The following is a 24,171-nucleotide window of genomic DNA, read 5'->3' on the forward strand; positions in this document are numbered from 1 at the left end:
AAATCATACAACTTCGTTTTCAAAGGACTGTTTCTTATGAAGCGCTTGTTCTGTTTGGCCGCGATTGCGGCTGTAGTGGTGGGACACTCTGTTTCGACCCAGGCCGCAGGCCTGGAGTTTGGGGTTGGCAGCACCAGTGATTCGACGTTGACCTATCGGCTGGGCCTGACCTCGGATTGGGACAAAAGCTGGATGCAGAGTGACGTCGGTCGCCTGACCGGCTATTGGAGCGGCGCCTATACCTATTGGGAAGGTGATGACCGTGCAGGCGCCAGCAGCCTGTCGTTCTCGCCGGTATTCGTGTATGAGTTTGCCGGCCAGTCGGTCAAGCCCTACATCGAAGCCGGGATCGGTGTAGCGGTGTTTTCCCGTACCAAGCTGGAAGACAACAACATCGGCCAGGCTTTTCAGTTCGAAGACCGCTTGGGTTTCGGCCTGCGCTTCACCGGTGGGCATGAAGTGGGCATTCGCGCCACGCACTACTCCAATGCCGGGATCAGCAGCAATAACGATGGTGTAGAAAGTTACTCGCTGCACTACACCATGCCGCTGTAATTCCCAGGAACGCTGCAAAACAGTGTGGGAGGGGGCTTGAACCCGATGGCGATGGATCAGTTGGCAAATTCCGCGACTGACACTCCGCTATCGGGGGCAAGCCCCCTCCCACATTAAGGTCTTCACTGGCCTGAGATCAGCGGTAGGCCGTGGCGATTCCTTCGCGCTCGGTCAGGCACTCCGGTGCGCCCATCTCGAACTCGCGGCAAATCAGCGGCCGACGCTCGTAGATCGTGCACATCATCGTGTCGCGATCCAGTGCCGCGCACCAGCCGTCGTCCAGGCGCAGCATCACTTCACCGCCCCAATCGTCAGTGTCGATATAGCGCTCCGGCACGCCGGTGTCGGTGATCAGCATCACTTCCAGCTGGCAGCAGCAGGCCGCGCAGGTCGAGCAGGTGACGGCGGGTTCGGTGATTTGAGTGTGCGGGATGTTGGTCATAGGCGCGCAGTGTAAGGCAAGCGGGTGACGCAGGTGTGAAAGGTCTGACAGGCGTCAGCGCGCCAGCCGATGCAGTCCGACGAACACCACTGCCCAAAGCAGCGCGAGCCCCGCCATGGTGGGTAGCACTGCGTAGCCAAAATGCACGCCCGCCAACTGGCTCCCGGCGTAATACGACAGCGGCCCCCCGATCGCCCCCAATGCTGCCGCACGCCACCAGGGCCGTGCACTCCAGGCCAGGCAATGGCGCAGGGTGGTGGCCAGCACTGCCCACAGCAGGATGAGCCACAACGGAATCAGTGGTCCCGGCTCGCTAAATTGAAAGACGCCCAGGCTGCGCAGCATCGTATCCAGTACCGTGCCGAGCAGCGTCACGCGGATAATCAGCGCGCCGTCCTGGGCCCACGAACTTATCCACAGCAGGTGGATTGCCAGCACCGCCAGCCCCACCAGCAACCAAGGGCTATCGCCACCGAGTACACAGGCAAACCACCCGCACTGGAACAGCACGGCATTGGCCAGTGGTTTAAGCACTGAAGCGCCCGAGTAACGGTGGGTTGATGGCCGACGGTTTGGCCAACAGCAATTGCGCGGTGCCAATGCTGCGCTCCATAAAGCCGCCCTCGCAGTAGCACAGGTAAAACTCCCACAACCGCAGGAAATATTCGTCGTAGCCCAACTCCGTCAGACGGCCGTGGGCGTGGCGAAAGTTCTCGTGCCACAGGCGCAGGGTTCGTGCGTAGTGCAGGCCGAAATCCTCCATGTGCAACAGGTTCATGTCGGTGTCGCGGCTGACGATGTGCAGCATGTTCTGCACACTGGGCAGGGCGCCGCCGGGGAAGATATAGCGCTGGATAAAGTCGACGCTGTTCTTCGCCTGCTCAAAGCGCTGCTCGCGGATGGTGATGGCTTGCAGCAACATCAGGCCATCGCGCTTGAGCAGGTGCGCGCACTGTTTGAAGTAGGTCGGCAGGAAGCGATGGCCCACCGCTTCGATCATCTCGATGGACACCAGCTTGTCGTACTCGCCGGTCAGGTCGCGGTAGTCCTGCAGCAGCAACGTGACCTGGTCTTGCAGGCCCAGGGCCGCGATGCGTTTTTCGGTGTAGGCGAACTGCTCTTTGGACAAGGTCGTGGTGGTGACCTTGCAGCCATAATGCTGCGCCGCATACAGCGCCATGCTGCCCCAGCCGGTGCCGATTTCCAGCAGATGATCGGTGGGTTTGAGTGCGAGCTTCTGGCAGATGCGTTCCAGTTTGTTCAGTTGCGCTTGCTCCAGGGTGTCGTCGGGCGTCAGGAACTGCGCGGCCGAATACATCATGGTCGGGTCGAGGAATTCTTCGAACAGGTCGTTGCCGAGGTCGTAGTGGGCGGCGATGTTTTTCTGCGAGCCCTTGCGCGTGTTGCGGTTGAGCCAGTGCAGGCCTTGGGTGAACGGCCGCGCCAGTCTCGCCAGGCCACCCTCCATCGCGTCGAGCACATCCAGGTTACTCACCATCACCCGCACCACTGCAGTCAGGTCCGGGCTGCTCCAATACCCATGGATAAACGCTTCGCCGGCGCCGATGGAACCGTTGGCCGCCACCAGCCCCCATACCGCCGAATCGAGGATCTGGATTTCCCCCAGCAGGTGCGCTTCCCGTGCGCCGAATACCTGGCGCTCGCCGTCCTCGATCACCACCAACTGGCCATGGCGCAGTTGGCTGAGTTGGCGCAGCACGCCCTTGCGCAGCAGCGCACTGGTCATGCCGTTGACGTTCAGGCGGTTGGTCTTGACCGATAAACTAGTGGATTTCATGGCGTCGATCCTTGGTGTACCCGACAGCTGTGCGAGAGGCGCCGTCGGCGGCCTGATGGGAAAAAATCGGTGTGCGCTTGAGCAACAGGCGCAGGGCCTGCCAATAAATGGCCAGGCAGGTCTTGGCGGTCATCCACGGAAAGCGCCACAGGTAACGGTGCAGGCTGGCGCGGTTCAGCGTTTCTTTGTGCAGGCTCAAGGTGGCATCGAAGACTTTCACCTCGCCCTGCCAATCGGCCATGTGCACGCCGAGCTTGGCGGCGGGCGGGCTGAAGCTCATGCGGTATTCCAGGTCGCGCGGCAAAAACGGCGACACGTGAAACGCCTTGGCCACGGCGAAGTGCTGGTGCTCCTCCGCACCAAGGGCCTGGGCTGGCAGCACGTAGTGATAGCGCTCGCGCCATGGGGTGTTGGTCACTTCGCACAGGATCGCGGCCAGTTGCCCATCGGCCTCGAAGCAGTAGAAGAAACTCACCGGATTAAAAGCCAGGCCCCAACTGCGGGCCTGGGTCAGCAGGCAGATAACGCCCTGGGGTGTATGCCCCAGAGCCTTGCCGACTTCCTGGCGCACGGCATCGGTCAAGCTCATGCCGTGGCGCGTGAATTCATGCAGGTAGTCCTGCTGGCGAAAACCGAAGGGCGCCAGGCGACTTGCGCCGGCCAGGGGCGATAGCCCGAGCACTTCGTCCTGTTCACTTAAGTCCAGGTACAGCAGACCGATGCGGTAGCGAAAGGCGTGGGCTTTGGGGGCAAACCGCCGATGGGCGATCCAGCCACTGTACAGGGCGCTGTTCACAGGCTTTCCCCAAAGGCTTCGGCCACGCGCAAGGCGCTGACCACGCCGTCTTCATGGAAACCATTGGCCCAATAGGCGCCGCAATACCACGTATGTCGCGTGCCGTTCAGTTCCTCCCAACGCGCTTGCGCGGCCACGGCGGCCAGGCTGTATTGCGGGTGGGCGTAGGTGTAGCGTGCGAGGATCTTCAGCGGGTTGATCAGCGACGTCTGGTTGAGGCTGACGCAAAAGGTGGTGGCGCTGTCGATACCTTGCAGGATGTTCATGTCATAGGTGACAGCGGCCTGGGTCTGCGCGTCGCCGCTCAGCCTGTAGTTCCAACTGGCCCAGGCCAGTTTGCGGTCGGGCAGCAGGCGCGTGTCGGTGTGCAGCACCACGTCGTTGTCGGCATAGGGCAGGGCGCCGAGGATCTCCTGCTCGGCCTGGCTCGGCTCGTTGAGCAAGGCGAGTGCCTGGTCGCTGTGGCAGGCGAACACCACCTTGTCGAAAGCTTCGGTGCCGGCGGCGCTGTGGATAATCACCCCCTCAGCGTCACGCTCGACCAGGTGCACGGGGCAGTTGAGGCGGATGTGCTCACGAAAGCTGCGGGTCAGCGGTTCGATATAACGACTGGAACCGCCCTCGATCACGCACCACTGCGGCCGGTTGTTCACCGAGAGCAAGCCGTGGTTCTTGAAGAAGCGCACAAAGAACTGCAGCGGAAAGTTCAGCATGTCCGCCAGGGACATCGACCAGATCGCTGCGCCCATCGGGACGATGTAATGCCGGATAAATCGCGGCCCGTAACCGCCGGCTTCGAGGTAGTCGCCCAGGGTCATCTCGGCGCTGATGCGCTGCTCTTGCAGGTCCCGCGGTGCCTGGCGATTGAAGCGCAGGATGTCGCGCAGCATGCCCCAGAAGCCCGGCGACAGGATATTGCGGCGCTGGGCAAACAGGCTGTTGAGGTTGTTGCCGTTGTACTCGAAGCCGTTGCTCTGGTCGCACACCGAAAAGCTCATTTCGGTGGGCTTGAAGGTGACGCCGATCTGCCCCAGCAGGCGAATGAAGTTGGGGTAGGTCCAGTCGTTGAACACGATGAAGCCCGTGTCCACCGCATAGGGTTCGCTCTCTACGGTGACGTTGACCGTGTGGGTATGCCCGCCGATACGCTCGCCCGCCTCGAACAGCGTGATGTCGTGACGGCGGCTGAGCAGGTAGGCGCTGGTCAGTCCGGCGATGCCGCTGCCGATAATGGCGATCTTCACAGGTCGTCCTTCTTCGGTGGCGGGCTGCGCAACATGCGTTTGCCGATGATCAATTGCGCGCGGTTCGGCAGTTTCGACAGCGGCCACAGCGTGGCGATAAACAGCGCAGGGAAGGCGATCTCCAGCGGGCGCTTCTCCAGCTTGGCGAAAATATGCCGCGCGGCCTTGTCGGCGGACCAGCTCAGGGGCATCGGGAAGTCATTGCGTTCGGTGAGCGGGGTGTCGACAAAGCCCGGACTGATCACCGTGACGTCGATGTTCTCGGGCGACAGGCTGATGCGCAGGGATTCGAACAGGTAGCGCAGCCCAGCCTTGGATGCGCCATACGCTTCGGCCCGTGGCATCGGCAGGTAGGTCACGGCGCTGGCGACGCCCACCAGGTGTGGTGTGCGCCCGGCGCGCAACAACGGCAGCGCCGCTTCAATGCAGTAACTGCTGGCCAGCAGGTTGGTGCGCACCACGTGTTCGATAATCGAGGAATCGAATTGCCTGGCGTCGACATATTCACAGGTGCCGGCGTTGAGGATTACGGTGTCGACCGAACCCCAGGCCGCGCCGATGTATTCACCGATCTCGCGCACGGTCTGGCTATTGGTCAGGTCGCCGGCCACCACCAGCACCTGGCCGGGGTACCGTTGGGCGAGTGCTTCCAGCGGGCCTTTGGTGCGCGAACTGACGGCCACGTGGGCGCCGCTGTTGAGCAGCTCCACCGCCAGGGAAGCGCCGATGCCACTGCTGGCACCGGTCAGCCAATAACGACGGGGCGGCAGTGCGTTCATCCCACTCTCCTTTTCAACCAACTGACGACCCCACCCAGCACGGGAAGGTGTTCGTACAACAGGGCGCCGGCATCGAAGTAATCGCGGTGGCGGTACACCTTGTCACGCCACATCAAATGCGAGCAGCCCTCCACGCGGATGACCTTGCCCTTGCCCAGGCGCGGGTGGCAGAAACTCATGTTCCAGCGCAGGTAACCTTCGCCTTCGGCCACCTGGTCGAAACCGTGGAAGTCGAAGCGCAGCTGGCTGACGTTGCTGTACAGCTCGGCGAAATACGTGTGCAGCGCAGTCAGACCGTGGATTTCATGCAGCGGGTCAGTGAACGCGATGTCCTTGCTGTAGAGGCCGTCGAGCAACTGCAGGTTGTGCTTGTCCAGCGAGGCGAAGGCCTGGGCGAAGCGGGGCAGGAAGTCACTCATGTTCGGCGACCTCCTGGCGTGAAGGCAGGTTGCGAAAGGCCGCCAGGGCGCGTTCGCGGGATTTTTTCAGGTCGACAATCGAGCGCGGATAATCTGTCACGCCAAACAAACCGCCGGCGGTTTCCGGGTTGTGTACTTCCTTCTTGTTCAGCGTGGCCAGCTCCGGCAGCCAGTGCTTGATAAACACACCTTCGCTGTCGAATTTTTCCGACTGGCTCAGCGGGCTGAAAATCCGGAAGTACGGCGCCGAGTCGGTGCCGGTGGATGAGCTCCATTGCCAGCCGCCGTTATTGGCCGCCAGGTCGCCGTCGATCAGGTGCCGCATGAAGAAACGCTCGCCTTCGCGCCAGTCGATCAACAGGTTCTTGGTCAGGAACATCGCCACCACCATGCGCAGGCGGTTGTGCATCCAGCCGGTTTCCAGCAATTGGCGCATCGCGGCATCGATGATCGGCAGGCCGGTGCGGGCTTGCTGCCAGGCGGCGAGGTCCTTGGGTGCATCGCGCCAGGCCAGGGCTTCGGTCTCGGGGCGGAAAGCGCGGTGACGGGAGACCCGTGGGTAGCCGACCAGAATATGTTTGTAGAACTCACGCCACAGCAGTTCATTGATCCAGGTGATGGCGCCGATGTCGCCGCTTTCGAACTCGCCCTGATTGGTTTGCAGTGCGGCGTGCAGGCATTGGCGCGGCGAAACCACGCCGGCGGCCAGGTAGGCGGAGAGCTGGCTGGTGCCGGGCTTGGCCGGAAAGTCGCGTTCGTCTTTGTAGTAGCTGATCTGCTGGTCGGCGAATGCGTCGAGGCGGCGGCGGGCTTCGTCTTCGCCGGCGGGCCAGAGGGCGCGCAGGGTCTCGCTGGGTGGCTCAAAGCCTTCGACCTGTTCGGGAATCGGATCGCTCTTGAGGGGGATCGGGCTTTGGGCCTGTGGCGTCGCGACCAAGCGCGGCAGGGCGCTGTGCAGGCGAGCGTAGCAGACCTTGCGGAACTGGCTGAACACCTGGAAGTAGGTGCCGGTCTTGGTCAGCACGCTGCCCGGTTGGAAAAACAGTTGGTCCAGGTAGCTGTGGAACGTCACGCCGCCGGCTTCCAGCGCCTCAGCGACAGCAGCATCGCGACGGCTTTCATGAATGCCGTATTCCTCGTTGACGTGCACCGACTCCACGGACAGTTCCCGGCACAGTTGACTCAATACGGCGGGTGCCTGGTCCCAGGTGGCGGCGTGGCGGATCAGCAGGGGAATGTTCAGTGCGCCCAGGGCCTGGCTCAAGTGCTGCAGGTTGCGCAGCCAGAAATCCACTTTGCACGGCGCGTCGTCATGGGTCAGCCATTGCTCGGGCGTGATCAGGTACACGGCCGCCACCGGGCCTCGCTGGCAGGCCGCAGCCAGGGCGGTGTTGTCGTGAAGGCGCAAGTCGGTGCGCAGCCAGATCAAGTGCATTTAAATAAGTCCACGCTGGATCAGGAGCTGGTGGGCCGACAGCGGGTCTTCGGCCACGAACAATTCAGGAGTGTCTTGGGTTAATACGGCCAGCTCGGCCTGGTGGATGCAGACCGTGGGTCCGACGAGCAGTTTTGCGCAACTGACTCCGCCCAGCAGCTTGGTCAGTGCGGGCAATTGCAGGGCCTTGCTCGAATACAGGAGCACGGCACGCGGTTGCAGGTGTTCCGCCGCCAGGGCCAATTCGCCGGTGGGCAATGGCCAGTCGAAGACTTCCACCGGGCAATCGGCGCTGCTGGCCAGCCAGGCGCTGAGCCACAGGTGCGGCTCCAGGGGCAGGTCGGAGTGGTTGACCAGCAACAGTGGCGCGCCGTGTAACTGGCGATTGTTGTGGTAGATACGTGCACCGAATTTGCTGCGCAGCCAGGACAGGAAAAACACCCGTTCCATCTGTGCGCCAAACTGGCCTTGCCAGCGTTGCTCCAACTCCTGCAGCAGCGGCAGCAGCAGTTGCTCACACAGGGTGCGCGGCGGGTACAGCGCCATGGCCTGGTTGAACACATCGTCCACCCGGCGTTCGGCCAGCTCGCTGACGGCCTGCACCAGGTTCTGGCGCAAGGCTTGCCACTCGTTCTTTACGGCATCGGGAAGGGCTTGAGCGGAATCGATCAGGCCTTTGACCTGGCTGACCGGTACGCCGCGATTGAGCCAGGTGAGGATGGTGTGGATGCGTTGTACATGCTCGGCATTGAACAGCCGATGGCCCTTGGGCGTGCGCTGGGGCACGATCAGGCCATAACGGCGTTCCCAGGCGCGCAGAGTCACGGCGTTGACGCCGGTCTGGCGCGCCACTTCGCGGATCGGCAGCCAACCGTCTTCGAGGGCTTGGGCGATGTCTGCGCCGGGTTCGTCTTGCAAGATAGCGGTCATGACGCTTTTCATGGTTTAGATCGCATTACGCAGGCTGAGATTTTCCGGGTGCGGCTGCAAGTAGGCCTGCTGCGCGATGTAGCGGTCCGGGTGTTGGCGAAAGTGATGCTTGAGCAGGGTCAACGGCACCACCAGTGGCACGATGCCCTGATGGTACTGGCCGATAACTGTCTGTATTTCCTGTTTGTCATCGGCGCTGATGGCCTGCTTGAGGTAGCCGCTGATGTGTTGCAGCACGTTGGTGTGGGTGCCGCGGGTGGCGCACTTTTTCAGGCCGGTCATCAAGTCGCTGAAATAGCAGGCGCCCAACTCGTCGAGGTCGACGTCCTTGGCCATGCTGCCGAGGCGGTGGCCCAGGCTCTTGTAATGCATCAGGCTGTGGGCCATCAGCAAATACTTGTAGCGCGAGTGAAACGCCAGCAAGCGGTGGCGGGTCAGGCCCTCGGCCTGCAGTTGCTGCCAACTGGCGTAGACGAAGACGCGGGTCAGGAAGTTTTCCCGCAGTACCGGGTCATTCAGGCGGCCGTCTTCTTCCACAGGCAGGTTCGGGTGACGCGCGCAGAACGCCTGGGCGTAAATGCCACGCCCGCCGCCCTCCACCGGCGCTCCGTTTTCACGGTAGACCTTGACGCGTTCCAGACCGCAGGATGGCGACTTCTGCATGAAGATGTAACCGCACAGGTCGGTGTGTTCGGCGGCCATTTTGCGGGCGTATGCGTCCAGCGGCGCGGTGACATTCAGCTCGCGGTGTACGGTGCCGACGGCCTGGGGTTGTTCGGCATCGCCCACCAGGCGAATGGTTTCACGGGGGATACCCAGGCCGATCGCCACTTCCGGGCACAGCGGCACGAAGTCGAAATACTCGGCGAGTACTTCGCTGCATAGCTGGGATTGCTTGTGACCGCCATTGAAACGCACGTTCTCGCCCAGCAGGCAGGCGCTGATGCCAATCTTCGGCTTGATGGACGATGGTGTGGGCATGGCCAAACCTCTGCAAGATTCCTGTACAAAATATAAAATCTGTACAACCAAGTCTCATCATAGGTTTGATGCTGTACAAGTCAAATTATTTGTACAAGTATTTGCTCGGGAGCTATTTCCAACCGATTTGCCAATCCTCGGCATTTTGCAGGGTTTGCCAGGCCAGGCGATCAGTGCGCTTGGTCATCACGGCTTGCAGCTCGATTTCCAGCACGGTGCCTTCTTCGTCACGAAACAGCTCGGTCACCAAGAAGTGTTTTTCTTTGTTGCGGGGCCGGGCTGCCGTCCACTTCGACAGCAGCAGTTTGGCGGGGTTGATGCGGTTCATTGCAGGTGCTCGATCAAACGTCGCGCGGCTTCCTGGCCACTGAGCCATGCCCCTTCCACCCGGCCCGAGAGGCACCAGTCGCCACATACGTACAGGCCCAGGTCGGCGTCGGCCAGCACCCCGAATTCATGGGCGCTGGACGGTCGTGCGTAGAGCCAGCGGTGCGCCAGGCTGAAGGACGGTGCGGGCATGGCGCTGTGGAGCAATTCGGCGAAGGCACCGTGCAGGTGTTCGATCACCGCCTCCTTGGACAGGTCCAGGTGGGCCTTGCTCCAAGTGCTGGTGGCGTGCAGCACCCAGGTGTCGAGGGTGTTGTCGCGCCCGGGCTTGCTGCGGTTGCGCGCCAGCCAGTCGAGTGGGCTGTCTTGCACGAAGCAGCCTTCCATTGGTGTATCCAGGGGCTTGTCGAAGGCCAGGGCGATGGCCCAGGTCGGGTCCATCTTCACGCCGGCGGCGGCGCTCGCCAGTTTGGGGGCGGCGGCCAGAAGCGCAGTGGCCTGGGGGGCGGGCGTGGCGATGATCACGTGGCTGAAGGGGCCGTGGTTTTCACCGTCGGCATCCAGCAGGTTCCAGTGTTGCTTGCCTTGGAACACTTCGGTGATACGGCAACCGAACTCCACCGGCAGGTCGTCGAGCAGGGCGCGGGTGATTGCGCTCATGCGTGGCGTGCCGACCCAGCGGATCTGTTCATCGGGGGAGGGCGTGAGCTGGCCGGACTTGAAGTTGTACAGCTGGGGTTTCCATTGCTCGGCCCAGCCGTTGCTTTGCCAGTGCTGCACTTCGTTGACGAAGCGTCGGTCGCGGGCGGTGAAGTATTGGGCGCCCATGTCCAGTGCGCCGGCGTCGCTGCGCTTGCTGGACATGCGGCCGCCGCTGCCGCGGCTTTTATCGAAGAGTTGTACAACGTGCCCGGCGTCTTGTAACGCTCGGGCGGCGGAGAGACCGGCGATGCCGGTGCCGATGATCGCGATGGGGACAGTCATGGGAGGCCTCGTTTTACCGTTGGGTACAGGCTACGCCGACACCAATAGCTGTACAATATTATTTTTTGGTATAAGTTTTGGCGTACCTGATCGCTTGGCGTGACCTATGGTTAACCATGAGGCTTAAACAAAAGTCACGCTCGATTACAAATTGATCCCTGCTTATAAAATAGACTAGTGATCGGCGGCGAACGTTACATGAGGAGCGTCCCATGCATATTTTGCTGACCGGCGGTACCGGCCTGATCGGTCGCCAACTCTGCCAACACTGGATTGCCCAAGGGCATCGCCTGACGGTGTGGAGCCGTCATCCTGAAGACGTCGCCCGGTTGTGTGGTGCAACGGTGCTGGGCGTGGGTCGTCTGGAGGAGGTGATTGGCGCGGTGGACGCGGTGGTTAACCTGGCGGGTGCGCCGATTGCTGACCGTCCCTGGACCCACAAACGCAAGGCGTTGCTTTGGAGTAGCCGCATCGGCTTGACCGAAACCCTGCTGGCCTGGCTCGAAAGCCAGGCGCAGAAACCGGCGGTGCTGGTTTCCGGTTCGGCGGTGGGCTGGTACGGCGACGGTGGCGAGCGCGAACTGACCGAGGCCAGCGGGCCGGTACAGGACGATTTCCCCAGCCAACTGTGCATCGCCTGGGAAGAAACCGCCCAGCGTGCCGAAGCGATGGGCATCCGCGTGGTGCTGGTGCGTACCGGCCTGGTGCTGGCGGCCGAGGGCGGCTTTTTGTCGCGCCTGTTGCTGCCGTTCAAACTCGGGCTGGGCGGGCCTATCGGCAACGGGCGGCAGTGGATGCCGTGGGTGCATATCAAGGATCAAATCGCCCTGATTGATTTTCTTCTGCACAAGGATGACGCCAGCGGTCCTTATAATGCCTGCGCGCCGCACCCGGTGCGTAACCGCGAGTTCGCCAAGACATTGGGCCAGGTGCTGCACCGCCCGGCGTTCATGCTGATGCCGGCCTTTGCGTTGAAGGTGGGTTTGGGCGAGTTGTCCGGCTTGTTGCTGGGCGGCCAGAAAGCATTGCCCGAACGCCTGGTGGCGGCCGGTTTCACTTTCCAGTTCACTGAGTTGCGTGCGGCTTTGGACGACGTTTCCAGCCGCCTCTAAGAGATAGGATGTTGCATGACGGATCACGCGTTGTTACTGGTCAACCTGGGCTCACCGGCGTCCACTTCGGTGGCCGATGTGCGCAGCTACCTCAATCAGTTCCTGATGGACCCTTATGTAATCGACCTGCCGTGGCCGGTACGGCGCTTGCTGGTATCGCTGATCCTGATCAAGCGCCCCGAGCAGTCTGCCCATGCCTACGCCTCGATCTGGTGGGACGAGGGCTCGCCGTTGGTGGTACTCAGTCGTCGCCTGCAACAGCAGATGACCGCGCAGTGGACCCAGGGGCCCGTGGAGTTGGCGATGCGTTATGGCGAGCCTTCCCTGGAAACGACCCTCACGCGATTGGCCGCCCAAGGTATTCAAAAGGTCACGCTGGCGCCCTTGTACCCGCAATTTGCCGACAGCACCGTGACCACGGTGATTGAGGAAGCCAAGCGGGTGGTGCGTGACAAAAAGCTCAACGTACAGTTCTCGATCCTGCAGCCGTTCTACGATCAGGCTGAATACCTCGATGCGTTGGCAGCCAGCGCCCGACCTTATATAGACGCGCATTACGACCACTTGCTGCTGAGCTTCCACGGCTTGCCCGAGCGCCATCTGAAAAAGCTCGACCCTACCGGTGCGCACTGTTTCAAGGACGCGGACTGCTGCAAGAATGCCTCGCCTGAGGTGCTCGCTACCTGCTACCGCGCGCAATGCTTCAGCGTTGCCCGGGATTTCGCCGCGCGCCTGGGCTTGCCCGATGACAAATGGTCAGTGGCGTTCCAATCGCGCCTGGGTCGCGCGAAATGGATCGAACCCTACACCGAGGCACGCCTGGAAGCGCTGGCCCAGCAAGGGGTGAAAAAGCTGCTGGTGATGTGCCCCGCGTTTGTTGCCGATTGCATCGAGACCCTGGAAGAAATCGGTGATCGTGGTCGGGAGCAATTCCGCGAGGCGGGCGGTGAGGAGTTGGTGCTGGTGCCGTGCCTCAATGATGACCCGCAATGGGCGGCGGCGCTCAATACCCTCTGCGAAAGAGCACCGCTGTCACTGTAGGCGCGAGCTTGCTCGCGAAGGTCGTTAACGATAACGCAGTGCATCTGGGGTAATGCGGCGCTCTCAGGTGCTTCGCGAGCAAGGGGCGGTTAGAGGTTGAGGGTCAGGCTGACGGTGAGGTTGCGCGGCTCGCCGGGATTGACCCAGTAATTGCTGTAGGACCGCTCGTAGTACTTTTCATCGAACAGGTTGTTGAGGTTCAGGCCCACGGTGACGTTCTGCGTGGCCTTGTAATGGGCCAGCAAATCGACGGTGTGGTAGGCGGGCAGCTCAAAGCGACTGCCCGCTTCACCCGAGCGATCCCCTACATAGGTGAACGCCGCGCCCAGGTCTGAACCGCGTAACGCACCTTCCTGGAATTCATACACTCCCAACAGACTGCCGCTGCGCTTGGCCACGCCAAGAATTCGGCTACCTGCTGGAATGGATTTATCACCCTTGGTCACTTCGGCGTCGATGTAGGCAAAGGCGCCGATCACTCGTACGGCATCGGTCAGTTGTCCTGCCAGTTGCAGGTCGAAGCCCTGGCTGCGTGCCTTGCCCATGGCGCGGTTGGTATTGGTGGCCGGGTCCAGGGCCAGCACGTTTTCCTTTTCGATATGGAAGGCGGCGAGGGTGGCGCTGAGGCGGTCGTCGAACAGCTCGCTCTTGATCCCCACCTCATAGCCCACGCCTTCTTCGGGCTTAAAGGTCTTACCGGTGGCGCCCAGGCCGCTGTTGGGTTTGAACGAGGTGGAGGCGTTGGCGAATACGCCGACCTCTGGCGTCAGTTGGTAGAGCAGGCCGGCGCGCTGGGTAAGTGCGTCGTGGGTTTGCCGACTCTTGGCATGGTTACGGGTGAAGTCGTCGGTGCTTTGTTCGAAATGCTCGAAGCGCGCGCCGACCATGCCGCGCAGGCGGTCGGTGAAGATGATCTGGTCTTGCAGGTTCAGCGCCTGGCTTTTGGTCTGTTCGAAGAAGTCGGTGCCGGAACGTTCGCCGTTGGGTTTGGGCTGGCCGTAGACCGGGTTGTAGAGGTCGATGGGGTAGAGGCTGCCGGCAATGGCGGTGACGCGCTCCTTCTTGCGGTAATCCTCGTACTCGGTGCCGACCAGCAGTTCATGTTGCCAACTGCCAATCTCAAACAGGCCGCGCAGTTCCAGTTGGGTGATGCTGTCGTGCCAACCCATGGAACGTTCGCGGTAACGGCGGTTGAGGGTGTGGCCGTCGGCGTTCAGCGCGCCGTTTTCCGAGGCGTCGCCCCACAGGCTGCCTTGCTTGTAATGGCTGGCCAGGCGCAGTTTCCAGGCGTCGTTGAGGTGATGCTCAAGGGTGGCCTGGATGCGGTTGTTGTGGTTGTCGATATCGCCGTCGTTGGGTTCGCCGAGGAAAGTGGAGCGCGATACGCCGGGGGCGTCGACGATGCCCCGGTCGAAGGTGGAGCTGTGGCGTACGAATTCGCTTTCCACCAGCAGGCGGGTGTCCGGGTCCAGCTGCCAGCTGAATGAGGGCGCGACAAATACGCGCTTGCTCTCGACGTGATCGCGGAAGCTGTTGTTGTCTTCCACCGCCAGGTTGACCCGCGACAGCAGGTTGCCCTCGCTGTCCAGTGGCGTGTTGACGTCCAAGGCGGTGCGATAGCGATCCCAACTGCCGGCGCTGGTTTGGAGGGTGGTGAAGGCTTCAGGCTGAGGCTTTTTGGTGACGATATTCACGGTGCCGCCGGGATCACCACGGCCATACAGGCTGGCGGCGGGGCCCTTGAGCACTTCGATACGTTCGATATTGGCCGCGTCCGGCGTGCTCGGGTAGCCACGGTTGGCGCTGAAACCGTCCTGGTAGAACTCCGACGTGGTGAAACCGCGCACGCTGTATTCATAGAGGGTAAGGCCGCCAAAGTTGTTCTGCTTGGACACGCCGCCGGCGAACTCGAGGGCGCGTTCCACGCTGGTGCTGCCTAGGTCCGTGAGTACCGAGGCGGGAATCACGCTGATGGACTGTGGGATGTCGCGAAGGGCGGTGTCGGTTTTAGTCGCGCTGGCAGAACGGGTGGCGCGGTAGCCGTTGACCGGGCCGGTGGCGGATTCATAGGCGTCGGTGGTGACGCTGATGGCGTCCAGCTCAACGGTATTGTCTTCGGCAAAGGCGGGGTCCAGCAACAAACCCAAGGCCAGGCCAGCCAGGGGGGCAAACTTTCGAGACGGCATGATAGAGCGTTCCAATGGCGATATTGAAACAATATAACATGTCCAATGAGAATGCTTCTGCTCTGAAACATGAGCTTACAGGTACCCGCGAACGGGTACCTGCCGAGGTGATTTATTCCTCTTCCTTGACCGGTGCAGGCGGTGGGCGCAGGCCGATTTCCGCCAGCAGCTTGATTTCTTTACCGTTGCGCATCACCTGGATCGCCACCTTGTCGGTCGGCTTGATCCGCGCCACCTGGTTCATCGACTTGCGCCCATCACCGGCCGGTTCGCCGTTGATGCTGAGGATCACATCCCCCAACTGCAGGCCGGCTTTCTGTGCCGGGCCATCGCGGAAGATCCCGGCGACCACGATGCCAGGGCGCCCGGTCAGGCCAAACGACTCGGCCAGCTCCTTGGTCAGCGGCTGCACTTCAATCCCCAGCCAGCCACGAATTACCTGGCCGTGCTCGATGATCGACTTCATCACTTCCATCGCCAGCTTCACCGGGATCGCAAAGCCGATGCCCTGGGAACCGCCGGATTTTGAGAAAATCGCCGTGTTGATGCCGGTCAGGTTGCCATTGGCATCCACCAGTGCGCCGCCGGAGTTGCCCGGGTTGATCGCCGCGTCGGTCTGGATGAAATCTTCGTAGCTGTTCAGCCCCAGCTGGTTACGCCCGGTGGCGCTGATGATGCCCATGGTCACCGTCTGGCCCACCCCGAACGGGTTGCCGATGGCCAGTGCCACATCACCCACCCGCAGCCCATCGGAGCGGCCGAGGGTGATGGACGGCAGGTTTTTCAAATCGATCTTCAGGACCGCTAGGTCGGTTTCCGGGTCGCTGCCCACCACACGGGCCAGGGTTTCGCGGCCGTCACGCAGGGCCACCACAATCTGGTCGGCCCCGGTGGTCACGTGGTTATTGGTGAGGATGTAGCCTTCGGGGCTCATGATCACCCCGGAACCCAGGCTGGACTCCATGCGGCGCTGCTTGGGCCCGTTGTCACCGAAATAACGGCGGAACTGCGGATCTTCAAACAACGGATGGGCCGGCTTGTTGATGACCTTGGTGGTGTACAGGTTGACCACGGCCGGAGCGGCGATGACCACCGCGTCCGCGTAAGTCACCGGGCCTTGCACCACCGAGCTGGTCTGCGGTGCCTGTTGCAGGTTGACATCAAAGGTGGGTAAGCCCACCCACTGGGGATAACGCTGAATAATCAGCATCGCGATCAGCACGCCAGCCAGCAATGGCCATCCAAAAAAACGCAGTGCCTTGAGCATCAAGTAAGTCCTGACAGGTTGCAGGGGGCGGGAGAGCGCCCATAATGTCGCGCATTATACGAGGCTGCGAGCGCCTCGGAACGGGATATTTAGGAGTCTTTTATGGCCGTCCCCCTTACCACCCTCGTCGAGGAAGCGGACCGCTACCTTGGCAGCGCAAAAATTGCCGATTATTGCCCCAATGGCCTGCAGGTCGAGGGGCGGCCGCAAGTGATGCGCATCGTCAGCGGCGTGACCGCCAGCCAGGCCCTGCTGGACGCGGCCGTCGAAGCCCAGGCCGATTTGATCCTGGTGCACCACGGTTATTTCTGGAAAGGCGAAAACCCCTGTATCACCGGCATGAAGCAACGCCGCCTGAAAACCCTGCTCAAGCACGACATCAGCCTGTTGGCCTACCACCTGCCACTGGACCTGCATCCCGACGTTGGCAACAACGTGCAACTCGCCCGACAGCTGGAAGTCACCGTCGAAGGCCCACTGGACCCGAGCAACCCCAAGATCGTCGGTCTGGTCGGCTCGCTCGCCGAACCGCTGTCGCCCCGCGACTTCGCCCGGCGTGTGCAGGATGTGATGGGCCGCGAGCCGCTGCTGATCGAAGGCAGCCAGATGATCCGCCGCGTCGGCTGGTGCACCGGTGGCGGCCAGGGTTACATCGACAACGGCATCGCCGCCGGCGTCGACTTGTTCCTGAGCGGTGAAGCCTCCGAGCAAACCTTCCACAGCGCCCGGGAAAACGACATCAGCTTTATCGCCGCCGGCCACCACGCCACCGAGCGTTACGGCGTACAGGCGCTGGGCGACTACCTGGCGCGGCGCTTTGCCTTGGAGCATCTGTTCATCGATTGCCCCAACCCGATTTGACGGCCAAACCTTGGGGCATATTGATATACCGTTTCGATCTAGCTGGCGCCCTGAATAGAAGAAGGTGCTGTGCTAGCATGCCCCGCTCGAACACGGCCCGCTGGCCGTCCATAAGATCGTTTTTCCGTGAGTAACCATGGTCGACAAACTGACGCATCTGAAACAGCTGGAGGCGGAAAGCATCCACATCATCCGCGAGGTCGCCGCCGAGTTCGATAACCCGGTGATGCTCTACTCGATCGGTAAAGACTCCGCCGTGATGCTGCACCTGGCGCGCAAGGCCTTCTTCCCGGGCAAGCTGCCGTTCCCGGTGATGCACGTCGACACCCGCTGGAAATTCCAGGAGATGTACAAGTTCCGCGACAAAATGGTCGAAGAGCTGGGCCTGGACCTGATCACCCACGTCAACCCGGACGGCGTGGCGCAGGGCATCAACCCGTTCACCCACGGCAGCGCCAAGCACACCGACATCATGAAGACCGAAGGCCTCAAGCAGGCCTTGGACAAGCATGGTTTCGACGCTGCCTTCGGCGGTGCCCGTCGCGATGAAGAGAAATCCCGTGCCAAAGAGCGCGTGTACTCGTTCCGCGACAGCAAGCACCGCTGGGACCCGAAGAACCAGCGCCCGGAGCTGTGGAACGTCTACAACGGCAACGTCAACAAGGGTGAGTCGATCCGTGTGTTCCCGCTGTCCAACTGGACCGAGCTGGACATCTGGCAGTACATCTACCTGGAAGGCATCCCGATCGTGCCGCTGTACTTCGCCGCCGAACGCGATGTCATCGAGAAGAACGGCACGTTGATCATGATCGACGACGACCGCATCCTCGAGCACCTGTCCGACGAAGACAAAGCCCGAATCGTCAAAAAGAAAGTACGTTTCCGTACCCTTGGCTGCTACCCGTTGACGGGCGCGGTGGAGTCCGAAGCCGAGACGCTGACGGACATCATTCAGGAAATGCTCCTGACGCGAACTTCCGAGCGCCAGGGCCGTGTCATCGACCACGATGGTGCAGGCTCGATGGAAGATAAAAAACGTCAAGGCTATTTCTAAGGGGCTGTCATGTCGCATCAATCTGATTTGATCAGCGAGGACATCCTCGCCTACCTGGGCCAGCACGAGCGCAAGGAAATGTTGCGCTTCCTGACCTGTGGCAACGTCGACGACGGCAAGAGCACCCTGATCGGGCGCCTGCTGCACGACTCCAAGATGATCTACGAAGATCACCTGGAAGCCATCACCCGTGACTCGAAAAAGTCCGGCACCACCGGTGACGACATCGACCTGGCATTGCTGGTCGACGGTCTGCAGGCCGAGCGTGAGCAGGGCATCACTATCGATGTTGCCTACCGCTACTTCTCCACCGCCAAGCGCAAATTCATCATCGCCGACACCCCCGGCCATGAGCAGTACACCCGCAACATGGCCACCGGTGCCTCCACCTGTGATCTGGCGATCATCCTGATCGACGCCCGCTACGGCGTGCAGACCCAGACCCGTCGCCACAGCTATATCGCCTCGTTGCTGGGCATCAAGCACATCGTGATCGCCGTCAACAAGATGGACATCAATGGCTTTGATCAAAGCGTGTTCGAGTCGATCAAGGCCGATTACCTGAAGTTCGCCGAGGGCATCGCCTTCAAGCCGAGCACCATGGCATTCGTGCCGATGTCGGCGCTCAAGGGCGACAACGTGGTGAACAAGAGCGAGCACTCGCCGTGGTACACCGGCCAGTCGCTGATGGAGATCCTCGAGACCGTCGAGATCGCCAACGACCGCAACTACACCGACCTGCGTTTCCCGGTGCAGTACGTCAACCGTCCGAACCTGAACTTCCGTGGGTTTGCCGGCACCCTGGCCAGCGGCATCGTGCACAAGGGCGACGACGTCGTGGTGCTGCCGTCGGGCAAGAGCAGCCGCGTCAAATCCATCGTCACCTTCGAAGGTGAGCTGGAGCACGCCGGCCCCGGCCAGGCCGTGACCCTGACCATGGAAGACGAGATCGACATCTCCCGTGGCGACCTGCTGGTGCATGCCGACAACGTGCCGCAAGTGACCGACGCCTTCGACGCCATGCTGGTGTGGATGGCCGAAGAACCGATGCTGCCGGGCAAGAAATATGACATCAAGCGCGCCACCAGCTACGTGCCGGGTTCCATCACCAGCATCGTGCACCGTGTGGACGTGAACACCCTGGCCGAAGGCCCGGCTAGCTCGCTGCAGTTGAACGAAATCGGCCGGGTCAAGGTCAGCCTCGACGCCGCCATCGCATTGGATGGCTACGACAGCAACCGCACCACCGGTGCGTTTATCGTCATCGATCGCTTGACCAACGGCACCGTGGGCGCCGGCATGATCATCGCACCGCCGATTACCCACGGCAGTGCGGCCCATCATGGCAAGTTGGCCCATGTCGCCACCGAGGAGCGCGCCCTGCGTTTCGGCCAGCAACCGGCCACTGTGTTGTTCAGCGGCCTGTCAGGCGCGGGCAAGAGCACCTTGGCCTATGCGGTCGAGCGCAAGCTGTTCGACATGGGCCGTGCGGTGTTTGTGCTGGATGGCCAGAACCTGCGTCACGACCTGAATAAAGGGTTGCCGCAGGACCGTGCCGGACGTACCGAGAACTGGCGTCGTGCCGCTCACGTGGCGCGTCAGTTCAACGAAGCCGGCCTGCTGACCCTGGCCGCGTTCGTCGCCCCGGATGCCGAAGGCCGTGAACAGGCCAAGGCGCTGATTGGCAGCGACCGCCTGCTGACCGTGTACGTGCAGGCCTCGCCGCTGGTGTGTGCCGAGCGTGATCCGCAGGGCCTGTACGCGGCGGGTGGGGATAACATCCCTGGCGAATCCTTCCCGTACGACGTGCCGTTGAATGCCGACCTGGTAATCGACACCCAGGCCCTGTCGCTGGACGACAGTGTCAAGCAAGTGCTGGAGCTGTTGCGTCAGCGCGGCGCGATCTAAACCTCGCTGCAGTCAAATGTGGGAGGGGGCTTGCCCCCGATAGCAGTGTGTCAGTCAGTACATCTGTCACTGATCCACCTCTATCGGGGGTAAGCCCCCTCCCACGTTTTGTTCATCATTTGTCTGGAAAATCTTTGTGAAGACGGTCCAGCAACGCATCCTTGGTTTCCCACAGCTGGTTGATCCACCCCTGGAACGCCAACCGATACTCCCCATCCTGCTCATAATTCTTGCCGATAAACTCGGCCGGAATCTGCACCTCTTCAAACTGCACCACCACTTCCTTCACATTCCCGCACAGCAAATCCCAATACCCAGGGCGTCCGCCAGGGTAGTGAATGGTCACGTTGACCAGTGATTTCAGCTGTTCCCCCATGGCATCCAGCACAAACGCGATACCACCCGCCTTGGGCTTGAGCAGGTAGCGAAACGGCGACTTCTGCTGTGCGTGCTTGCTCGGCGTAAAGCGCGTGCCTTCGGCAAAGTTGAAAATGCCCACCGGATTGTTGCGAAACTTCGCACAGGTCTTGCGGGTGGTTTCCAGGTCTTTGCCTTTTTTCTCCGGGTGCTTCTCCAGGTAGGCCTTGGTGTAGCGCTTCATGAACGGAAAGCCCAACGCCCACCACGCCAAGCCAATCACCGGCACCCAGATCAACTCCTGCTTGAGGAAGAACTTCAGCGGGCGAATGCGTCGATTGAGCACGTATTGCAGGACCATGATGTCGACCCAGCTCTGGTGGTTGCTGGTGACGAGGTACGAGTGCTGGTAGTCCAGGCCTTCAAGGCCTTTAAGGTGCCAGCGGGTGCTGCGCACCAGGTTCATCCAACCCTTGTTGTTGGTGACCCAGGCTTCATGGGTGTGGTTCATCAGCCATTCACTGAAGCGTTTGGCGAAGGGCAGGGCCTTGAACAGCGCCACGACAAACAGGAACGAACACAGCAGGATCGTGTTCAGCGCCAGCAACAAGGACGCGATCACCCCGCGTACGGCGGCAGGTAGAAAATCCAGCATTTAGATATCCATAGGTCGGTTGGCGGCTTGGATCGCAGTCAGCGCGATGGTGTACACGATGTCGTCGACCTGGGCGCCACGAGGCAGGTCGTTGACCGGTTTGCGCAGGCCTTGGAGCATCGGCCCCAGGCTGACGCAATCGGCACTGCGTTGCACGGCCTTGTGCGTGGTATTGCCGGTGTTCAGGTCTGGGAACACGAACACGGTGGCTTTACCGGCGACCAGGCTGTCGGGGGCCAGTTGGCGGGCGACGGTTTCGTTGGCGGCGGCGTCGTATTGCAGGGGGCCGTCGATCAGAAGCGAGCTTTGCTGCTCATGAGCGAGCAGGGTGGCTTCGCGGACCTTCTCCACTTCCTCACCGCTGGCCGAGTCGCCGCTGGAGTAGCTGATCATCGCCACACGCGGGGTGATGCCGAAGGCGGCGGCCGAGTCGGCGCTTTGCAAGGCGATTTCCGCCAGCTCGGCGGCACTTGGGTGCGGGTTCATCACGCAGTCGCCGTAGACCAGCACCTGCTCGGGGAACAGCATGAAGAACACCGATGACACCAGGGTGCAGCCCGGTGCGGTCTTGATCAGCTGCAAGGCCGGGCGAATGGTGTTGGCGGTGGAGTGGATAACTCCGGAGACCAGACCGTCCACTTCATCCAGTGCGAGCATCATGGTGGCGATCACCACGGTGTCTTCCAGTTGCTGCTCGGCCATCGGCGCATTCAGGCTCTTGCTCTTGCGCAGGGCAACCATGGGCTCGACGTAGCGCTGGCGAATCAGGTCCGGGTCGAGAATCTCCAGGCCTTCGGGCAATTCGATGCCTTGGGCGCGCGCGACGGCTTCCACGTCAGCCGGCTTGGCCAGCAGCACGCAGCGCGCGATGCCCCTTGCCTGGCAGATGGCGGCGGCTTGCACGGTCAGCGGCTCGCTGCCCTCGGGCAGCACAATGCGTTTGTTGGCAGCCTGGGCGCGTTGGATCAACTGGTAGCGGAACACCGCCGGCGACAGGCGCATCTCCCGTGGCGTGCCGCAGCGCTGGTGCAGCCAGCGCGCGTCGAGGTGGCTGGCGACGAAATCGGTGATGATCTCCGCGCGCTCGCGGTCATCAATGGGGATTTCCTTGTTGAGGTTGTTGAGCAGGTTGGCGGTTTCGTAGGAACCGGTACTCACCGACAAAACCGGCAGCCCAGCCTGGAAGGCGCCGCGGCACAGCTCCATGATGCGCGGGTCGGGCAGGGTATCGCTGGTCAGCAGCAGGCCGGCCAGGGGCACGCCGTTGATCGCGGCCAGGCTGACGGCGAGGATGATGTCGTCACGGTCGCCGGGGGTCACCACCAGCACGCCGGGCTTGAGCAGCTCCACGGTGTTACGCATGGTGCGGGCGCAGATGATGATCTTGGTCATGCGCCGGGTTTCGTAGTCGCCGGCGTTGAGGATCTGCGCGCCCATCAGATCGGCCACGTCGCGGGTGCGCGGCGCGTTGAGTTCCGGCTGGTAAGGAATGCAGCCGAGCAGGCGGAAATCACCGCTGCGCAGCAAGGGGGAATGCTCCTTGAGGCGCGCCGAGAAGGCTTCCATGCTTTCGTCGGTGCGTACCTTGTTCAGGATCACGCCGAGCACTTTCGGGTCTTTCGGGCCGCCGAACAGTTGGGCCTGCAATTCCACGCGGCCGGAGAGTTCGGTGAGCACTTCGTTTTCCGGGGCCGAGACCAGGATCACTTCTGCGTCCAGGCTCTTGGCCAGGTGCAGGTTGACCCGGGCCGCATAGCTGGCGCTGCGGGTCGGCACCATGCCTTCGACGATCAGCACGTCCTTGCCCACGGCGGCTTGCTGGTAAAGGGTGATGATTTCCTCGAGCAGTTCGTCGAGCTGGCCGTCGCCGAGCATCCGCTCCACGTGAGCCAGGCCCAGGGGCTGTGGTGGTTTTAGTCCGTGGGTGCGCGCTATCAGTTCAGTGGAGCGCTCAGGGCCGGTATCGCCAGGGTGCGGCTGGGCAATCGGCTTGAAGAAGCCGACTTTCAGGCCGGCTCGCTCAAGGGTACGCACCAGCCCAAGGCTGATGGAGGTCAGGCCCACACCAAAATCGGTGGGCGCGATAAAAAAAGTCTGCATGCGAATTCTCTGGAGGTGCATGGCTTCGGTGGCGCTCTATGGTTGAGTGCCTGCCGGGAATCAGGTGCCAAGGTTATCGTTATTCGGGCGCTTGCGCACACCAGCCGCAGGCAAAGGGCTGGCCTATTTTTTCCAGGCGCTGCGCGGGGTCCAGAACCCAGGCGCGGGACTGCCACGGAGGCTGGTGGCGCAGGTGCTGGGTGTGGCCGCAAGACAGCTCGGCAACCCAGTGACCCTCCTCGTCCTAGTGGAAACCGATGATCAAGGATGCCGTTGATCGGCCCCGTCCGTCCGGGTTCTGTTCGCTTTCGGGCAAATCCTTGTTTAGACTTGTCCGTTCTTCATTCTTATGCAAAAGGTCTCGCCCCATGACGATCGCCGCTAACAAGGCTGTCTCCATCGACTATACCCTGACCAACGACGCTGGTGAGGTCATCGACAGCTCAGCCGGCGGCGCGCCGCTGGTCTACCTGCAAGGCGCAGGTAACATCATCCCAGGCCTGGAAAAGGCTCTGGAAGGCAAGAGCGTTGGTGATGAGCTGACCGTTGCCGTAGAACCTGAAGATGCCTACGGCGAATACTCCGCCGAACTGGTCAGCACCCTGAGCCGCAGCATGTTCGAAGGTGTTGATGAGTTGGAAGTGGGCATGCAGTTCCACGCTTCCGCGCCGGACGGTCAAATGCAGATCGTCACCATCCGTGATCTGGACGGCGACGACGTCACCGTCGACGGCAACCACCCTCTGGCTGGCCAGCGCCTGAACTTCCAAGTGAAGATCGTTGCCATCCGCGACGCTTCCCAGGAAGAAGTGGCCCACGGTCACGTCCACGGTGAAGGCGGTCATCACCATTGATTGATGTTTTGATCAAGTGGTAGCAAAAACGCCCCGACTGGTTCGGGGCGTTTTTTTGTGCGCTTGAAAATCTCTACCGGATACCC

At 61.7% G+C, this 24,171-nt stretch carries 23 protein-coding genes and 1 pseudogene; 7 read left to right on the forward strand and 17 right to left on the reverse strand.

Features of this window, described 5'->3' with window-relative positions:
* The first annotated feature begins 36 nt into the window (after positions 1-36).
* Positions 37-555, forward strand: coding sequence for an acyloxyacyl hydrolase (locus tag M2397_RS00420; protein ID WP_131698522.1), 519 nt, complete (start codon positions 37-39; stop codon positions 553-555).
* A gap of 136 nt (positions 556-691) precedes the next feature.
* On the opposite strand, the gene M2397_RS00425 is transcribed toward M2397_RS00420, so the two are convergent.
* The 12 genes from M2397_RS00425 to M2397_RS00480 form a co-directional block, all read right to left on the reverse strand.
* A complete protein-coding gene (locus M2397_RS00425) occupies positions 692-997 on the reverse strand; it encodes a YkgJ family cysteine cluster protein (RefSeq protein ID WP_016977069.1) in 306 nt (101 codons plus the stop codon).
* A gap of 54 nt (positions 998-1,051) precedes the next feature.
* The gene (locus M2397_RS00430) at positions 1,052-1,531 is read right to left on the reverse strand and encodes a DUF2878 domain-containing protein (RefSeq protein WP_131698521.1); all 480 of its coding nucleotides are present in this window, start codon (positions 1,529-1,531) and stop codon (positions 1,052-1,054) included.
* The gene (locus M2397_RS00435; protein WP_259242125.1) at positions 1,524-2,795 is read right to left on the reverse strand and encodes a cyclopropane-fatty-acyl-phospholipid synthase family protein; all 1,272 of its coding nucleotides are present in this window, start codon (positions 2,793-2,795) and stop codon (positions 1,524-1,526) included. Before M2397_RS00435 ends, M2397_RS00430 begins: the two co-directional genes overlap by 8 nt.
* Complete coding sequence (locus M2397_RS00440; protein ID WP_259242126.1) at positions 2,782-3,591, reverse strand: DUF1365 domain-containing protein; 810 nt, start codon at positions 3,589-3,591, stop codon at positions 2,782-2,784. Before M2397_RS00440 ends, M2397_RS00435 begins: the two co-directional genes overlap by 14 nt.
* Positions 3,588-4,835, reverse strand: coding sequence for an NAD(P)/FAD-dependent oxidoreductase (locus M2397_RS00445; RefSeq protein ID WP_259242127.1), 1,248 nt, complete (start codon positions 4,833-4,835; stop codon positions 3,588-3,590). Before M2397_RS00445 ends, M2397_RS00440 begins: the two co-directional genes overlap by 4 nt.
* Positions 4,832-5,614, reverse strand: coding sequence for an SDR family oxidoreductase (locus tag M2397_RS00450; RefSeq protein WP_145335433.1), 783 nt, complete (start codon positions 5,612-5,614; stop codon positions 4,832-4,834). The genes M2397_RS00445 and M2397_RS00450 overlap by 4 nt, the downstream gene beginning before the upstream one ends.
* Entirely contained in the window at positions 5,611-6,033 is a 423-nt protein-coding gene (locus M2397_RS00455; RefSeq protein ID WP_131698516.1) for a nuclear transport factor 2 family protein, read from the reverse strand. Before M2397_RS00455 ends, M2397_RS00450 begins: the two co-directional genes overlap by 4 nt.
* On the reverse strand, positions 6,026-7,468 hold the full coding sequence (gene phrB, locus M2397_RS00460) for a deoxyribodipyrimidine photo-lyase (protein ID WP_131698515.1): 1,443 nt from the start codon (positions 7,466-7,468) through the stop codon (positions 6,026-6,028). Before phrB ends, M2397_RS00455 begins: the two co-directional genes overlap by 8 nt.
* Positions 7,469-8,398 carry a MerR family transcriptional regulator gene (locus M2397_RS00465; RefSeq protein ID WP_131698514.1) on the reverse strand — a complete coding sequence of 310 codons (930 nt, stop codon included), beginning with the start codon at positions 8,396-8,398 and terminating at the stop codon, positions 7,469-7,471.
* Between the two features lie 15 nt (positions 8,399-8,413).
* Complete coding sequence (locus M2397_RS00470) at positions 8,414-9,379, reverse strand: DUF523 and DUF1722 domain-containing protein (RefSeq protein WP_131698513.1); 966 nt, start codon at positions 9,377-9,379, stop codon at positions 8,414-8,416.
* Positions 9,380-9,491: 112 nt separating this feature from the next.
* A complete protein-coding gene (locus M2397_RS00475) occupies positions 9,492-9,707 on the reverse strand; it encodes a TIGR02450 family Trp-rich protein (RefSeq protein WP_131698512.1) in 216 nt (71 codons plus the stop codon).
* Positions 9,704-10,690, reverse strand: a complete 987-nt coding sequence (locus M2397_RS00480; RefSeq protein WP_259242128.1) for an NAD(P)/FAD-dependent oxidoreductase — start codon at positions 10,688-10,690, stop codon at positions 9,704-9,706. Before M2397_RS00480 ends, M2397_RS00475 begins: the two co-directional genes overlap by 4 nt.
* A gap of 212 nt (positions 10,691-10,902) precedes the next feature.
* Here M2397_RS00480 and M2397_RS00485 point away from each other — a divergent pair, with 212 nt between their 5' ends.
* Together M2397_RS00485 and hemH are read left to right on the forward strand one after the other, a co-directional pair.
* Entirely contained in the window at positions 10,903-11,802 is a 900-nt protein-coding gene (locus M2397_RS00485) for a TIGR01777 family oxidoreductase (RefSeq protein ID WP_259242129.1), read from the forward strand.
* 15 nt (positions 11,803-11,817) lie between these two features.
* Complete coding sequence (gene hemH, locus M2397_RS00490; protein ID WP_131698509.1) at positions 11,818-12,843, forward strand: ferrochelatase; 1,026 nt, start codon at positions 11,818-11,820, stop codon at positions 12,841-12,843.
* Between the two features lie 89 nt (positions 12,844-12,932).
* Here the strand turns inward: hemH and M2397_RS00495 are convergent, their stop codons facing one another.
* Complete coding sequence (locus tag M2397_RS00495) at positions 12,933-15,029, reverse strand: TonB-dependent siderophore receptor (RefSeq protein ID WP_259242130.1); 2,097 nt, start codon at positions 15,027-15,029, stop codon at positions 12,933-12,935.
* A 112-nt stretch (positions 15,030-15,141) separates the two neighbouring features.
* Positions 15,142-16,296, reverse strand: a complete 1,155-nt coding sequence (gene algW, locus M2397_RS00500; RefSeq protein ID WP_184744864.1) for a Do family serine endopeptidase AlgW — start codon at positions 16,294-16,296, stop codon at positions 15,142-15,144.
* A 102-nt stretch (positions 16,297-16,398) separates the two neighbouring features.
* Here algW and M2397_RS00505 point away from each other — a divergent pair, with 102 nt between their 5' ends.
* The 3 genes from M2397_RS00505 to cysN all read left to right on the forward strand — a co-directional run bounded on the left by M2397_RS00505 (position 16,399) and on the right by cysN (position 20,119).
* Positions 16,399-17,157: a Nif3-like dinuclear metal center hexameric protein gene (locus M2397_RS00505; RefSeq protein ID WP_259242131.1), complete on the forward strand. Its 759-nt coding sequence runs from the start codon at positions 16,399-16,401 to the stop codon at positions 17,155-17,157.
* Between the two features lie 136 nt (positions 17,158-17,293).
* Positions 17,294-18,211: a sulfate adenylyltransferase subunit CysD gene (gene cysD / locus M2397_RS00510; protein ID WP_017137614.1), complete on the forward strand. Its 918-nt coding sequence runs from the start codon at positions 17,294-17,296 to the stop codon at positions 18,209-18,211.
* 9 nt (positions 18,212-18,220) lie between these two features.
* A complete protein-coding gene (gene cysN, locus M2397_RS00515; protein ID WP_259242132.1) occupies positions 18,221-20,119 on the forward strand; it encodes a sulfate adenylyltransferase subunit CysN in 1,899 nt (632 codons plus the stop codon).
* A 115-nt stretch (positions 20,120-20,234) separates the two neighbouring features.
* Here the strand turns inward: cysN and M2397_RS00520 are convergent, their stop codons facing one another.
* The 3 genes and pseudogenes from M2397_RS00520 to M2397_RS00530 all read right to left on the reverse strand — a co-directional run bounded on the left by M2397_RS00520 (position 20,235) and on the right by M2397_RS00530 (position 23,631).
* Complete coding sequence (locus tag M2397_RS00520; protein WP_131698503.1) at positions 20,235-21,131, reverse strand: acyltransferase; 897 nt, start codon at positions 21,129-21,131, stop codon at positions 20,235-20,237.
* Positions 21,132-23,231, reverse strand: coding sequence for a phosphate acetyltransferase (gene pta, locus M2397_RS00525; protein ID WP_053131777.1), 2,100 nt, complete (start codon positions 23,229-23,231; stop codon positions 21,132-21,134).
* Between the two features lie 60 nt (positions 23,232-23,291).
* Positions 23,292-23,631, reverse strand: a pseudogene (locus tag M2397_RS00530) (DUF3565 domain-containing protein).
* On the opposite strand from M2397_RS00530, the gene M2397_RS00535 reads away from it, so the two are divergent.
* Positions 23,600-24,085 carry a peptidylprolyl isomerase gene (locus tag M2397_RS00535; RefSeq protein WP_027606858.1) on the forward strand — a complete coding sequence of 162 codons (486 nt, stop codon included), beginning with the start codon at positions 23,600-23,602 and terminating at the stop codon, positions 24,083-24,085. The pseudogene M2397_RS00530 and the gene M2397_RS00535 sit on opposite strands and share 32 nt — an antisense overlap.
* Positions 24,086-24,171: the final 86 nt, after the last annotated feature.

The organism is Pseudomonas sp. BIGb0381 (assembly GCF_024809815.1).
Taxonomy (GTDB): domain Bacteria; phylum Pseudomonadota; class Gammaproteobacteria; order Pseudomonadales; family Pseudomonadaceae; genus Aquipseudomonas.